Origin of the sequence: Streptomyces sp. 15-116A (genome assembly GCF_025290915.1) — a bacterium.
Taxonomy (GTDB): Bacteria; Actinomycetota; Actinomycetes; order Streptomycetales; family Streptomycetaceae; genus Streptomyces.
In genome coordinates, this window is the sequence record NZ_JAOCQE010000015.1 from 42,478 (window position 1) to 55,970 (window position 13,493).

Sequence of the window (13,493 nt, forward strand, 5' to 3'; positions counted from 1 at the left end):
GCTAGCGCCGCGCCACCGCATCCGCCCCGGCCTTCGCGAACTTCTCATCCAGCGCTCCCGACGGCGCCCCCGCCACCCCGACCCCGGCGATCGGCGCGTCCCCGGCGGTCACCGGCACCCCACCGCCCAGGAACAACGTCCCCGGAATGTCCTTCAGGTTCGGCGCCTGCTCCAGCCGCTTCGCCAGCTCGGACGTCGGCGCGTTCCAGGACACCGCCGTGTACGCCTTACGCTCCGCGGACTCGTACGACTGCGGCCCCGCACCGTCACCGCGCAGGGTGACGACGGTGTTGCCGTTGCGGTCGACCACGGCGACCGTCACCCGCTGGTTCTCCTTCTCGGCGGCGTCGAACGCGGCCTGCGCGGCACGCGTGGCGGCGTCGATGGTGAGGTGGGTGGAGGTGGTGGTGGCCCGCTCCGGCACGGAGGCGGCAGCGGCGGACTTCGCGGGGGCGTCCTGCCCGGACGCGTTCGCGGACACCGCGCCGAAACCGCCGAGCGCGACGGCGGCGAGCACGGCGCCGCCGGTGGCGATGCGGGCGCGGCGGGAGAACTTCCTGTGGGCCTTGTGGGCGGGCTTCTCGGCGCTCATGCGGGGCTCCTCGAGTGATCGGCGGGCGGCCCGGTGCCGTCCCGTTCGTTCCGCTCCACCCTCCGCCCGGAACCCGCCCCACTCCGTCAGCGTCCCGGCTGCACCCGCGCCGCCCGGCGGACGACACGAGGGTCGTCCGATCGGTTGACCCTCTCGACCCGCCCCACGGCGACAATGGAGGTGTTTGCCCAGTTCAGCGCCCGACGCAGGGCCCCGCCCGGAAGGAGGCGCACCCGTATGCGAGAGCGGTCGTACGAGCCGGACGCGGTCGACACCCGGTGGCTCGGCGTCGTGATGCACGCGGCGTTCTTCCTGCTGCTCGGCGGGGCGCTCGCCCGTTTCCTGCTGCGCCACCCCGGTGAGCCCCGCACCCCGTGGATCATCGCGCTGTGCGTCGTCCTCGCGGCGCTGCATCTGCTGGGCCCGGGGACGGCCGGCGCCGGTCCGCGGCCCACCCCGCGGCGTGCGGCCTGGCTCGCGCTGGTCGTCGTGGTGTGGATGGTGCTGGTCGTGCTGGCGCCCAGCTTCGCCTGGTGCGCGGTGCCTCTCTTCTACACCGGTCTGCGGACGCTGCCCGCCCGGGCCGCCCTCGTCCTGGTGGCGGTGCTGACGGCGTTCGTCGTGGCGGCGCAGGTGCAGCTCGCCGGGCGTTTCGACCCGAACCTGGCGCTGGCGCCGCCCGCCGTCGCCGCACTCGCGACGGCCGTGTTTCTGCAGATGGAACGGCACACAGCCCGCCAGCGCGTCCTGATCGACGACCTGATCCGCACCCGCCGGGAACTCGCCGCCTCCGAGCGCCGTGAGGGCACTCTCGCGGAGCGTCAGCGGCTGTCCATGGAGATCCACGACAGCCTCGCCCAGGGCCTGTCGAGCCAGCGGATGCTGTTGCAGGCGGCGGACCGGGTGTGGGACACCGAGCCGGACAAGGCCCGCGCCCATGTGCGCACCGCCGCCTCGGTCGCCGAGCACAATCTCGCCGAGGCCCGGCGCTTCGTGCACGACCTGGCGCCCGCCGATCTCGCCCGCGGGGGCGGCCTGGAGGACGCGCTGCGGGCGCTGGCCGAGCGGGAGTCCGGCGCGGATCTGACCGTACGGGTCCATGTGGACGGCGAGGAACGCCTGCCCCGGCTGCCGGACCGCGTCCAGTCCGCGCTGCTGCGTATCGCCCAGGGCGCCCTGGCCAACGTCCGTGAGCACGCCGGCGCGAGCAGCGCCGCCCTCACGCTCACCGTCCTGGACGACGAGGTCGTCCTGGACATCGCCGACGACGGTCACGGCTTCGACCCCGCCGCCCTGCCCGACACCCCGGCCGGCACACGCGGTCACGGGCTGCCCGCCATGCGGGCGCGGCTGCGCGCGCTCGGTGGCACCCTGACCGTCGAGTCCACGCCCGGCGAGGGCACCGTCCTGTCCGCGGCCGTCCCCCTGGAGGCGCACCGATGACTCCCGACCGTACGGCCCCCGACCACCGCACGACCCCGGTACGCATCCTCGTCTGCGACGACCACGTCGTCGTACGCGCCGGGCTGCTCGCCCTCCTCGACAGCGCGCCCGGCATCGAGGTGGTCGGCGAGGCCGGCACCGGCGAGGAGGCGCTCGCGCTCGCCGCGAAACTCGCGCCGGACGTCGTGCTGATGGATCTCCAGCTGGGCGAGGGCATCGACGGCGTGGAGACCACCCGCCGCCTCACCTCGGCCGAATCAGGGCCCTCGGGCACCTCCCCGCACGTCCTGGTGCTGACCACCTACGACACCGATGCCGACATCACCCGCGCCATCGAGGCGGGCGCCACCGGCTATCTCCTCAAGGCCGAGCGGCCCGACGAGCTCTTCGCCGCCATCCACGCCGCCGCCGAGGGCCGTACCGCCCTGTCCGCGCCGGTCGCCGGACGTGTCATGGCCAGCCTGCGCCGCCCGCAGCCGACCCTGACGGACCGCGAGCGCGACATCCTGGCCCAGCTCGCCCGTGGCCTCGGCAACCGGGACATCGCCCGTGCCCTGTTCATCAGCGAGGCCACGGTGAAGACCCACCTGCGTCGCATCTACGACAAGCTCGGTGTGGACACCCGGGCGGGCGCGGTGGCGGTCGCGAAGGAGCGCCGTCTGCTGCCGTGACGCGGACCCTCTCACCACTGCGACGCGGACCGTCTCACCGCCGTGACACCATCACCTCCGTGCTCGACATCGGCTACGCCCTCTCCAACCGTTTCCCCGACCCCCCGCAGACCGACTACCGCCGCGCGGACGTCCACGCCCTGCGCCACGATCTGTTCTGCGGTGACGTCTACCTCGCCGACACGAAATCGGACCGGGAGATCTCCACAGCCTGGGGATGGGTGCCGGTGCTCGACTTCGCGTGGGCGCTGTGCGACATCGTCGAGCGCGTCGACCGCGACCCGGCGGGCTCCCGCGCCTCCCGCCCCCAGCACGCGGAGCTGGACTTCACCGAGTCGACCGACCGCCTGCTGTTCGAGCGCCGCTTCGGCTGGGTGGACATCGAGGCGGAGTGGCTGCCCGCCGCCGAGCCCCCGCTGACCTTCTCTCACGCCGAACTCCGCCGCGAGGCCCGGGACTTCCTGCACGACCTCATCGCGGACCTGGTCGACCTGCACGACGACCTCGGCGAGAACCCGGCGATCTGGACCCTCCAGGCCCGCTATCCCCGCGTCAAATAACTGCCCTCACCTTTATCCCTCCACTCTGATCCCCAGCTCCCCCGCCAGCACCGGTGCCAGATCCAGCAGTTGCCCTGTGCTGATCACGGCCCCCGCCAGCCGGTCCACACCCCGGGCGATCTCCAGCACCGCCGCCCCGCGCAGATCGACGTCCGCCAGCGTGGCCCCGGTGAGGTCCACGCCCTTCATCGTGCAGTCCACGAACTCCACGCGCTCCAGCCGGGCCCCGCCGAAGTCCGGCTCGACCAGCACGCAGCCCTCGAAGACGACGTCTCTGAGCCGGGCCCCGCGCAGATTCAGGAAGTCGATCTTCCCGCCCCGGATCAGCACCCGCTCCAGCACCGCCCCGTGCAGCTGCGTCCCGCCGAGCCGCGCGTCGGTCAGCTCGACGTCACGCAGGGTCGCCTCCGCGAGATTGGTCCCCACGCCGCGCACACCGGTGAGCACGGAGTCCAGCACGCGCACCCGGGACAGCCCGGTCTCGTCCAGCGCGCACCCCGTCAGCGCACAGTCCATGAACCGGGCACCGCCCCCGTCCTGCCCGGCGAGATCCGCCTCCCGGAACTCCAGCCCGTCATAGTCCCCGTCCGGCTCCAGCTCACCCCCCTCGAACCGCTCCAGCGCGGGCAGCCGCGCCTCGGGGCGCCGCGCCCCCTTCACTCCCGTACCGCCCGCCGCTCTCCTCGCCATGCCCCCATCCTGCACCCCACCACTGACAACGGCCCTGACCTGCGCAAACCCCGCCGATGTCACATTCCGGGGTGGTCGAGTGGTCCTAGCGGGAGGAGAACGCACGAGACACGAGCCGGCCCGGCCCGACCCGACCCGACCCGACACGACCCGACCCGACCCGACGCGACACGTCACGTCACGTCATCAGGCGACCCGAGCAAGGGAGACCACCAGCCATGCACCGCATCACCGTCATCGGTGGCGGCTTCGCCGGACTGACCGCGGCCATCACCGCCGCCGAGGCGGGCGCCAAGGTCACCATCCACGAGGCCCATCACACCCTCGGCGGCCGGGCCCGCACCGCCGACGGCCCCTACCGGACCAACGAGGGACCGCACGCCCTCTACAACGGCGGCCCGCACTGGGCCTGGCTGCGACAGCGCGACCTCATCGGCCCGCTCGCCCCGATCCCGCCCCTGGAGGCGGCCCGGCTGCGGCTGCGCCACCGGGGCGTGCTGCGCCGCACCCCGCCCTTCGCGATGCTGAAGCTGCTGCGCCGCAGCGGCGCCGACGCCCCCGTCGACAGCGACTTCCTCACCTGGGCCACCGGTGTCGCCGGCGAGGAGGCCGCACGCGCCGCCGCCCACTACTCCGCGGTCGCCCTCTTCCACCACGACCCGGGCTCCCTGTCCGCCGCCTTCGTGCAGGAACGCCTGCGCCGGGCCACCAAGCTGCCGCCCGAGGCGCACTACCCGCGCGGCGGCTGGGGGTCGCTCATCGACCGCATGGCCGCCCGCGCCTGGAACCTTGGCGTCCGTATGGAGACGCTGTCCCGGGTCGACACCCTCCCGACCGACACCCCGGTGGTCGTCGCCACCTCCCTGGACTCCGCTCGCCGGCTCCTCGGCGACCCCTCCCTGACCTGGCCGAGCGGCCGTACCGTCCTCGTCGACCTCGCCGTACGCACCCGTCGCGGGGACGCGTTCGCCGTGTCCGACCTGGACGCGCCGGGCTGGCTGGAGCGCTTCACCGCCCAGGACCGCACCCTCGCCCCGGCCGGCGAGCAGCTGATCCAGGGCCAGATCCCCATCGGCCCGAAGGAGACGAAGGCCGACGGCGTCCGGCGTGCCGAGGAGCTGCTGGACCTGGGCTTCGGGGGCTGGCGCGAGCGGGTCACCTGGCGGCAGGAGGCGGTGGCGAACGGCCGTACCGGAGCCGTCGACCCGCCCGGCACCAGCTGGCGCGACCGGCCCGCCGTCGACCGCGGCGACGGTGTCTATCTCGCCGGTGACCAGGTCGCCGCGCCCGGTGTGCTGTCCGAGGTGTCCTTCAACAGCGCCCTCACCGCGGTCTCCCTCGCCCTCGGCCGGCGGGAGCTTGACCTCAAGCATGCTTGAGGTTGAACAGTGGGGTCGTCACGGCGACACACGCCACAGCAGCGACCCGCTGGGGGGACCACCATGCACGCCATCCGTCTGCACGCCTTCGGTCCGGCCGAGAACCTCACCTACGAAGAGGTCGAGGACCCGACGCCGGGCCCCGGACAGGTCCGTATCGCCGTACGAGCCGCCGGTGTCCACCTCCTGGACACCGCACTCCGGGAGGGACAGCGGGGCCCCGCCCCCGCACCGGCCACCCTGCCGACCATCCCAGGCCGCGAGGTCGCCGGCACCGTCGACGCGCTCGGCGACGGCACGCCCGGGCACTGGCTCGGCAAGCGCGTCGTCGCCCACCTCGGCTTCGCCCCCGGCGGCTACGCGGAACTCGCCGTCACCGACGCCGACCGCCTGCACGAGATCCCCGAGCGCCTCGACTTCGCCCAGGCCGTCGCCATGATCGGCACGGGGCGTACGGCCATGGGCATCGTGCAGTTCGCGGAACCCGGCCCCGGTGACGTGGTCCTCGTGCCCGCCGCGGCCGGCGGCATCGGCACGCTCCTCGTCCAGTACGCCAAGAACGCCGGTGCCACCGTCATCGGCCTCGCCGGCGGTCCGGAGAAGACCGCCCGCGTCACCGCCAACGGCGCCGACCTCGCCGTCGACTACCGCGCGCCCGGCTGGGAGGACCGACTCGCCGCCCACGAAGGCAAGGTGACGATCGTGTACGACGGTGTCGGCGGCGACGTCGCCCGCACCGCCGTGGGACTGCTCGCACCCGGCGGCAAGCACGTCGTCTTCGGCTGGTCCGCCGAGGGCATCGACGCGGACAGCCCCTACCTGGTCGACGGCGTCTCCGTGAACGTCCTCGGCCCGGAGATGCTGCGCAGGGCAGGCGGCCCCAACCCCGTCCGCACCCTCGAACTCCGCGCCCTCGACCAGGCCGCCGCCGGCCACCTCACCCCGGCCGTCCACCGCTTCCCCCTCACCGACGCGGCGAAGGCACACCGGGCACTGGAGAACAGGGGGACGACGGGGAAGGTCGTACTGGAGCCGTAGTCACCCGGCACCCTGGAGCCGTAGTCACCCGGCACTCCGGGCGGGGCCCTACCTCCCCGCCACCTTGTCCGCCACCCGTGCCAGTCGTGACGACCCCGTCGCGTACGTCGACTGCTCACGCCGGTCCGCCGCGCGGTACGCCGCGTACAGGCCCCGTACGCCCAGCCAGCGCAGCGGCTCCGGTTCCCAGCGGCGGACCTTGTGGCCCACCCACGGCAGATCCGTCAGCTCCGTACGGCCGCCCTGCCCCGAGTCCATGGCCACCAGGTCGCACAGCGTCCGCGCCGCCAGATTCGCCGTCGCCACGCCCGAGCCGACGTACCCGCCCGCCCAGCCGAGCCCCGACGACCGGTCCAGCGTCACCGAGGCGCACCAGTCACGCGGCACGCCCAGCACCCCCGACCAGGCGTGCTCGATCCGCACCCCGGCCAGCGACGGGAAGAACCCGACCAGCAGCGCCCGCAGCGCCTCCACCGTCGCCGCCTGCGTCGTACCGTCGTTGTCCGTGCGCGAGCCGAAGCGGTACGGCACACCCCGGCCGCCCAGCGCGATCCGCCCGTCCGGCGTGCGCTGCGCGTACATGTACGCGTGCGCCATGTCGCCCAGCGTCTCCCGGCCCGCCCAGCCGATCGTCTCCCACTGCTCCTCGCTCAGCGGCTCGGTCACCACCATCGAGGAGTTCATCGGCAACCACGTCCGACGCTGCCCCTTCAGCCCCGCCGTGAACCCCTCCGTGCAGCGCAGCACGTACGACGCCCGCACCGTCCCGTACGGCGTCACCGCGTGCTTGTCGCGGATCTCCGTCACCGGCGTCGACTCGTGGATCGTCACGCCCAGCGCCTCCACCGCCGCCGCCAGGCCCTTCACCAGCCGCACCGGATGCAGCCGGGCCCCGTGCGGCGTCCACGACGACCCGACCGCGTCCGCGACCCGCACCCGCTCAGCGGTCTCCCGCGCCCCGTACAGCTCGCGGTCCTTCTCCCCGAAGCTCAGCTCATGCTCGTGGAACGCCTTCAGCCGCGCCAACTGCGCGGGCGTACGGGCCACTTCGAGCACCCCGCCCCGGTGGATCCCGGCGTCGATCCCCTCCGCCTCCGCGACCCGGATCACCTCGTCGACGGTCGCGTTCATCGCCCGCTGCAGCCGCACCGCCGCCTCGTGCCCGTGCAGCCGCGCGTACCGGTCCCGGCCCGCGATCCCGTTGTACAGCCAGCCGCCGTTGCGCCCGGAGGCGCCGTAGCCGCAGAACTTACGCTCCAGCACGATGATCCGGAGGAACGGGATCGCCTTCTTCAGGTAGTACGCCGTCCACAACCCGGTGTACCCGCCGCCCACGATCGCCACATCCGCGACCGCGTCCCCCTCGAGCGGCGCCCGCACCGCCGGAAGCCCGTCGTCCGCGAACCAGAAGGACACGCCGCCGTTCACAACACCGCTGGTCATGCTGCTCATGGCCCCGGACGTTAGCCCTTCCCCGCACCCGCTGTCTCCTACGGAATCCGCAGCCCGCGTTATTCACCTGCCCCGCCCGCCGTACCCGGCTAGCGTGCCCGGGGTGATCGACATTCCCGAGGAACTCGCCCGCGCCCAGGAGAAGTTCAACGGAGAGGAAGGCCGCGCCTTCATCGCCGCACTCCCCGACCTGACCGCCGCGTTCCTGGACCGCTGGACGCTGCGCGTCACCGGCACCCCCATGCACGGCGTCAGCGCACTCGTCCTCCCCGTGGTCCGCGCCGACGACACCCCGGCGGTGCTCAAGCTCCAGCTCCGCGACGAGGAGAGCGAAGGCGAACCGATCGCCCTGCGCCTGTGGAGCGGCGACGGGGCGGTCCGCCTCCTGGACCACGACCCGGCCACCGGCACCATGCTCCTGGAACGCCTCGACGCCTCCCGTATGCTCGCGCACGAGCCGGACATCCACGCGTCGGTCCGGCAGATCGCCCTCCTGCTCAGCCACCTGAACCAGACCCCCGCCCCGCCCGGGATGCGCCGCCTCGGCGACATCGCGCAGGCCATGCTCGACAAGACCCCCTGGGCCCTGACCCGCATCCCCGACCCGGAGACCCGACGCATCACCGCCGACTGCGCGGCGGCCCTGCGCGAGGTCGCCGGCGAACCCGGCGACCGTCTCCTCCACTGGGACCTGCACGACGAGAACGTCCTCGCCGCCGACCGCGCCCCCTGGCTCGCCATCGACCCCAAGCCCCTCGCCGGCGACCCCGGCTACGAACTCTGGCCCGCCCTCGCCAACCGCTTCGACCCCGCCGACATCCACTGGCGCTTCGACGCGATGACCGAGGTCATGAACCTGGACCGCCCCCGGGCCCGCGCCTGGACCTACGCCCGCCTCCTGGAGAACATCCTGTGGAACATCGAGGACGGCGACCCGGTGGAGGAACAGCACCTGGAGATCGCACGGCGACTGCGCGCCGGCACGGCATGAAAAAATCCCAGGTCAGTCGGACTGACCCGGGATCCACCAGAGCCCCCTGTCGGATTCGAACCGACGACCTTCGCTTTACAAGAGCGGCGCTCTGACCAGCTGAGCTAAGGAGGCGAGGAGCGGCTCCACTGTACACAGAGCCGATCGCCCCCAGCCACGTACTTACGGCCCCGCCCTCACGGGTTCGAAAGTTTCCGCGAAATTCACAGCCCCGGAGGTACTGACAGACCAGGTGAACGCCAGGTACCGTCCAGTGCCAGTTCACCCTCGTGGACTACACCACACGGAACCACAACGGAATAAGCGCCGCCCACAGCGGAACACCCGTCGTGGCACCACCTTCCTACTCGGATCGTCCGGCACGTTCCTGCCGGTAGAAGGGGGCCCATTCACCATGGCCACAGTTACGTTCGACAAGGCGACCCGGATCTACCCGGGTTCCGACAAGCCCGCCGTCGACGCACTCGACATCTCGATCGAGGACGGGGAGTTCCTCGTTCTGGTCGGCCCGTCCGGCTGCGGCAAGTCCACCTCGCTCCGCATGCTGGCGGGGCTCGAGGACGTGAACGCCGGCGCCATCCGCATCGGTGACCGTGACGTCACGCACCTGCCGCCGAAGGACCGGGACATCGCCATGGTGTTCCAGAACTACGCCCTGTACCCGCACATGACCGTCGCCGACAACATGGGCTTCGCCCTGAAGATCGCCGGCGTGAACAAGGCGGAGATCCGGCAGAAGGTCGAGGAGGCCGCGAAGATCCTCGACCTGACGGAGTACCTGGACCGCAAGCCGAAGGCGCTCTCCGGTGGTCAGCGCCAGCGTGTGGCGATGGGCCGCGCGATCGTGCGTGAGCCGCAGGTGTTCCTCATGGACGAGCCGCTGTCCAACCTGGACGCCAAGCTGCGTGTGTCGACGCGTACGCAGATCGCCAGCCTGCAGCGCCGTCTGGGCATCACCACCGTCTACGTCACCCACGACCAGGTCGAGGCCATGACGATGGGCGACCGTGTGGCGGTCCTCAAGGACGGTCTGCTCCAGCAGATCGACACCCCGCGCAACATGTACGACAAGCCGGCGAACCTGTTCGTGGCCGGCTTCATCGGTTCCCCGGCGATGAACCTGGTCGAGGTGCCGGTCACCGACGGCGGTGTGAAGTTCGGCAACTCGGTGGTGCCGGTGGACCGTGACGCGCTGGCCGCGACCACGGACAAGACGGTCACCGTGGGTGTGCGTCCCGAGCACTTCGACGTGGCGGGCGCCGAGTCGGACCAGGGTCTCGCGGTCACCGTGAACGTCGTCGAGGAACTGGGCGCCGACGCCTACGTGTACGGCACGGCGAAGGTCGGCACGGAGTCGAAGGACCTCGTGGTCCGCGTCAACGGCCGTGACGTCCCGGAGAAGGGCAGCCTGCTGCACGTCGTGCCGCGCTCGGGCGAGACCCACGTGTTCTCGACCTCCACCGGTGCGCGTCTGTCCGACTGACGCTCCCCCGACGCTCGACGAGGGCCCCGCGGCATCTGCCTCGGGGCCCTTCGCGTTGTCGACAAATACCCCGGCACACCGGACGTTTCGAGCAGTGTGCGTCAACGCCGTACCCAGAAATCCGCCCCCTTACATCCCCCGAATCGGTGACAGAATGTCGCCAAATCATCACCGGACGCTACCCTCACTCGCGTGAAGCACTCCACTACCCCTCAGACGCGACGCGGCCGGGGCCCCGCCCGCCGGGTCGGCCGCACCCTCGCCCTCGTCCTGCCCGTCGTCCTGGTGCTCTCCGGGACCCTCGCGGTCGCGCGAGTCAACTGGTCGGGCGGCTCCACCAGCCCGGTGCTCACCGCCGCGGACACCGCCGCGTCCGGCGCCTCCTCGCGTGCCGCCGCTCGCACGCCGCAGGAGGTGCTCCGCGACAAGCTGCTGGTCGAACTGCAGGAGAAGGACCCGGGCGTGGCGCTCACCCACCTCCAGCAGGCCGTGAACGACCGCCCGTCGCTGGCGAAGCACTGCGCCTCCATCGCCCGCGCCCTCGGCAAGGCCGCGGTCCGGGTGTACGGCCCGACGAAGGCCCAGTCCTACGCCCGCCCGGTCTGCGACACCGCCTTCGCCTCGGGAGTCCTCGCCGCCCACCACTGAGCCCTTCACCGACGGCGCCGCTTGAGCGCCCTCCACGCGCGGCGCCCTCGTGAGCGCGTCCACCAGCGGCGCCGCCCTGCGCACCGCCCCGGAGCGGCGCCACCGTGAGCGCCACCACCGGCGCCCGCCCTTGTGCGCCCCTCTGAGCGGCGCCGTTACAAGCGCCTCCCAGCGGTGCCTCTCAGCGGTGCCGCCCTCATGGGCGCCGCCCCCTCGCCGACCGTGCCCGCCCGCCGCCGGGCGGGCGGCAGGGGGCCGCGTACAGTTCGGGCATGACCGATCCGAGTGCCGCGTTGCGCCCCACTCAAGCCGTCGTCCTGGCCGGGGGCCAGGGCTCCCGTCTGCGCCCGTACACCGACGACCGGCCCAAACCGATGGTCGAGATCCCCGGTACGGGGACGCCGATCATCGGCCATCAGCTGTCCTGGCTCGCCGAGGAGGGCGTCACGGACGTGGTGGTCTCCTGCGGCCACCTCGCCGAGGTGCTGCAGAAGTGGCTGGAGAGCGCCGAACTTCCCCTCTCCGTCACCACCGTCGTCGAGACGGAACCCCTCGGCCGTGGCGGCGGCCTGAAGTACGCCGCCGCCCACCTCCCGCGCCCGGACCGCCCCTGGTACGCCACCAACGGCGATATCTGGACCCGCTTCTCGCTGCGCGACATGGCGGATTTCCACACCGAGCGGGACGCCGTCGCCACCCTCGCGCTGGCCCGCCCACGCCTGCCGTGGGGTGCGGTGAAGACCGACGGCTTCGGCCACATCACCGACTTCATCGAGGCCCCGCCGTCGACGTTCGAGATCAACGCGGGTGTCTACGTGTTCTCCCCCGCCTTCGCCGGTCTGCTCCCGGAGCGCGGTGACCACGAGCGCACCACGTTCCCGCATCTGGCCCGTGAGCGCCGACTGGCCGGTTTCCCGATCCCGCAGGGCTCCTACTGGCGCGCCATCGACACGGCGAAGGACCTGACCGAGGCGGCGAAGGAGCTGGCGTCCCAGGGCCGCTGACGCGCCGCGCACACACCAGTGGGGTCCCGCACGGAGCAACTCGTGCGGGGCCCCACAGTCGTACGGCCCTCAGGCCCGGGCGGTCTAGCCCAGCAGGCCGCCCACGAGCCCCGGCCGGTCGTCGGACGAGCCGCCGCCGCCCCCGCTCGGGGTGCCGCTGCCGCCGCCCGTACCGCCGCCGGAGGTGGGTCCGGAGCTGGTGCTCGGGGCCTGTCCCGCCGGGGAGGACTGCTGCGGCGGGGCCTCGCCGCTGCTGCCCTGGGTCTGGCTGGGGGCGCCGGTGGTGGCCCCGGTGTCCCGGGGCGCGTCGGGGGTGCCGGCGTCCGCGGAGGGGCTGGCCGCGCCGGACGTGGCGCCCTGGGAGGGCGAGGTGGAGGCGGACGGGGTGCGCTTCTTGCGCTCGCCGGGTTCCTTCGGCAGCGGGGAGCCGGGCAGTTCGTTGCGCGGCGACTCGCCGGGCCCGGGGACGACCACACGGTCGGTGTCGCGGACCGCGCCGCCGAGGATCGAGCCGACGAGCAGGGTCAGCCCGCACACCACGACGGTGACGAGCGCGCCGCGCCGCAGCACGTACCGGCGCAGGTGCCAGATGTCCGCGCGCGGGCCGAGGCGCCGCCAGGCGCGGCCGGCCAGGCGGCCGTCGACGGAGTAGACGGGCGCACCGGCGATGACCAGCGGGGACCAGGCGGCGAGGTAGAGGATGTCGGTGGTGTCGTAGATGGGGGTGCTCTTGAAGCTGACGGCGATCAGCAGCCCGGCCGAAAGGAGCGCGCCGATGGCGGCGGCGAGGCGCTGCCAGCAGCCGAGGATGGTCAGGACCCCGACGACGACCTGGAGGAAGGCGATGCCGAGCCCGGTGCCGATGGGGTGCTGGAGGGCGAACTGCCGCAGGGGCTCGGCGATGTCCCAGGGGTGGAGGCTGTTCAGCCAGGTCACCAGGGAGCCGCGCTTGCCGCCGTCGAGGTAGGCGGGGTCGCAGAGCTTGCCCATGCCCGCGTAGACGGAGACGAAGCCGAGGGCGACGCGCAGCGGGAGCAGGACGACGCCGAGGTTCATCCGGCGGCCGGGGTAGTAGGCGTGCCGTGCCGGGTCGTCGCCGTGGCGCCGGGAGCGCCGGCCGGTGTCCTGGGCTCCGGTGTCCTGCTGGAGGTCGTGGGCGCCGGTGTCGTACGCGCCGCTGCCGTACGCGCCGGTGTCGTCGAACTCCGGCTGGGCGTAGGCGGGTTCGTCGTAGGCGCTGCCGACGGTGCGCATGGGCGGCAGCAGGGGGCCGTCCTGGGTGCGCTGGGCACCGATGACGGGGGTTTCGAGGGTCTGTTCGGCGGCGGCCTCCTCCCTCCGGCCGTAGCCGCCGTAGCCGTCGTACCCGTCGTATCCGTCGTGGCCGTAGCCGGTGCCGACGCGGGGGATGACCTGGGTGGCCCCGGGGTCGGCGAGCGGCTCGTCGGGGTGCCGGACGCCGCCGTTCCGCACGGCCTGGAGCAGTCGGTGGGCGCCGGTGTCGTCGGGGGCCGAGCGGCCGCTCCAGACGACGGGGCGGCG

General features: G+C 73.0%; 13 protein-coding genes and 1 tRNA gene. 9 read left to right on the top strand and 5 right to left on the bottom strand.

From position 1 onward, the window contains the following. Position 1: 1 nt before the first annotated feature. Positions 2 to 592: a heme-binding protein gene (locus tag N4P33_RS05290; protein WP_260825067.1), complete on the bottom strand. Its 591-nt coding sequence runs from the start codon at positions 590 to 592 to the stop codon at positions 2 to 4. A 237-nt stretch (positions 593 to 829) separates the two neighbouring features. Between N4P33_RS05290 and N4P33_RS05295 the strand changes: the two genes are divergently transcribed. Genes N4P33_RS05295 through N4P33_RS05305 form a run of 3 tightly spaced genes read left to right on the top strand, consistent with a single transcriptional unit; the run spans position 830 to position 3,266 of the window. After that, positions 830 to 2,035: a sensor histidine kinase gene (locus N4P33_RS05295; protein WP_260825068.1), complete on the top strand. Its 1,206-nt coding sequence runs from the start codon at positions 830 to 832 to the stop codon at positions 2,033 to 2,035. After that, entirely contained in the window at positions 2,032 to 2,706 is a 675-nt protein-coding gene (locus N4P33_RS05300) for a response regulator transcription factor (RefSeq protein WP_260825070.1), read from the top strand. Before N4P33_RS05295 ends, N4P33_RS05300 begins: the two co-directional genes overlap by 4 nt. Positions 2,707 to 2,765: 59 nt before the next feature. Next, the gene (locus N4P33_RS05305) at positions 2,766 to 3,266 is read left to right on the top strand and encodes a hypothetical protein (protein ID WP_260825072.1); all 501 of its coding nucleotides are present in this window, start codon (positions 2,766 to 2,768) and stop codon (positions 3,264 to 3,266) included. Between the two features lie 12 nt (positions 3,267 to 3,278). Here the strand turns inward: N4P33_RS05305 and N4P33_RS05310 are convergent, their stop codons facing one another. Beyond that, the gene (locus N4P33_RS05310; protein WP_260825074.1) at positions 3,279 to 3,956 is read right to left on the bottom strand and encodes a pentapeptide repeat-containing protein; all 678 of its coding nucleotides are present in this window, start codon (positions 3,954 to 3,956) and stop codon (positions 3,279 to 3,281) included. Positions 3,957 to 4,174: 218 nt separating this feature from the next. Between N4P33_RS05310 and N4P33_RS05315 the strand changes: the two genes are divergently transcribed. Both N4P33_RS05315 and N4P33_RS05320 read left to right on the top strand, forming a co-directional pair. Then, entirely contained in the window at positions 4,175 to 5,335 is a 1,161-nt protein-coding gene (locus tag N4P33_RS05315; RefSeq protein ID WP_260825075.1) for an FAD-dependent oxidoreductase, read from the top strand. A 63-nt stretch (positions 5,336 to 5,398) separates the two neighbouring features. Beyond that, positions 5,399 to 6,373 carry a zinc-binding dehydrogenase gene (locus tag N4P33_RS05320; RefSeq protein WP_260825076.1) on the top strand — a complete coding sequence of 325 codons (975 nt, stop codon included), beginning with the start codon at positions 5,399 to 5,401 and terminating at the stop codon, positions 6,371 to 6,373. Positions 6,374 to 6,421: 48 nt separating this feature from the next. Here the strand turns inward: N4P33_RS05320 and N4P33_RS05325 are convergent, their stop codons facing one another. Continuing rightward, positions 6,422 to 7,825 (bottom strand): FAD-binding oxidoreductase, encoded by a 1,404-nt coding sequence (locus tag N4P33_RS05325; protein WP_260825077.1) that lies wholly within the window; start codon positions 7,823 to 7,825, stop codon positions 6,422 to 6,424. Between the two features lie 67 nt (positions 7,826 to 7,892). Between N4P33_RS05325 and N4P33_RS05330 the strand changes: the two genes are divergently transcribed. Further along, a complete protein-coding gene (locus N4P33_RS05330; RefSeq protein WP_399028649.1) occupies positions 7,893 to 8,816 on the top strand; it encodes an aminoglycoside phosphotransferase family protein in 924 nt (307 codons plus the stop codon). A gap of 40 nt (positions 8,817 to 8,856) precedes the next feature. On the opposite strand, the gene N4P33_RS05335 is transcribed toward N4P33_RS05330, so the two are convergent. Then, positions 8,857 to 8,930, bottom strand: a tRNA-Thr gene (locus tag N4P33_RS05335). A 280-nt stretch (positions 8,931 to 9,210) separates the two neighbouring features. On the opposite strand from N4P33_RS05335, the gene N4P33_RS05340 reads away from it, so the two are divergent. The 3 genes from N4P33_RS05340 to N4P33_RS05350 all read left to right on the top strand — a co-directional run bounded on the left by N4P33_RS05340 (position 9,211) and on the right by N4P33_RS05350 (position 11,951). Beyond that, entirely contained in the window at positions 9,211 to 10,299 is a 1,089-nt protein-coding gene (locus N4P33_RS05340) for an ABC transporter ATP-binding protein (protein WP_260825079.1), read from the top strand. A gap of 192 nt (positions 10,300 to 10,491) precedes the next feature. Then, the gene (locus N4P33_RS05345) at positions 10,492 to 10,947 is read left to right on the top strand and encodes a hypothetical protein (protein ID WP_260825080.1); all 456 of its coding nucleotides are present in this window, start codon (positions 10,492 to 10,494) and stop codon (positions 10,945 to 10,947) included. Positions 10,948 to 11,219: 272 nt separating this feature from the next. Then, a complete protein-coding gene (locus N4P33_RS05350) occupies positions 11,220 to 11,951 on the top strand; it encodes a nucleotidyltransferase family protein (protein WP_260825082.1) in 732 nt (243 codons plus the stop codon). Positions 11,952 to 12,035: 84 nt separating this feature from the next. On the opposite strand, the gene N4P33_RS05355 is transcribed toward N4P33_RS05350, so the two are convergent. Then, a partial coding sequence (locus N4P33_RS05355) for a DoxX family protein (protein ID WP_260825083.1) occupies positions 12,036 to 13,493 on the bottom strand: 1,458 nt, incomplete at its 5' end.

Coding starts and splice junctions, on each gene's coding strand:
- N4P33_RS05290 (WP_260825067.1), bottom strand. CDS start 592: ATGAGCGCCGAGAAGCCCGCCCACAAGGCCCACAGGAAGTTCTCCCGC.
- N4P33_RS05295 (WP_260825068.1), top strand. CDS start 830: ATGCGAGAGCGGTCGTACGAGCCGGACGCGGTCGACACCCGGTGGCTC.
- N4P33_RS05300 (WP_260825070.1), top strand. CDS start 2,032: ATGACTCCCGACCGTACGGCCCCCGACCACCGCACGACCCCGGTACGC.
- N4P33_RS05310 (WP_260825074.1), bottom strand. CDS start 3,956: ATGGCGAGGAGAGCGGCGGGCGGTACGGGAGTGAAGGGGGCGCGGCGC.
- N4P33_RS05315 (WP_260825075.1), top strand. CDS start 4,175: ATGCACCGCATCACCGTCATCGGTGGCGGCTTCGCCGGACTGACCGCG.
- N4P33_RS05320 (WP_260825076.1), top strand. CDS start 5,399: ATGCACGCCATCCGTCTGCACGCCTTCGGTCCGGCCGAGAACCTCACC.
- N4P33_RS05325 (WP_260825077.1), bottom strand. CDS start 7,825: ATGAGCAGCATGACCAGCGGTGTTGTGAACGGCGGCGTGTCCTTCTGG.
- N4P33_RS05340 (WP_260825079.1), top strand. CDS start 9,211: ATGGCCACAGTTACGTTCGACAAGGCGACCCGGATCTACCCGGGTTCC.
- N4P33_RS05350 (WP_260825082.1), top strand. CDS start 11,220: ATGACCGATCCGAGTGCCGCGTTGCGCCCCACTCAAGCCGTCGTCCTG.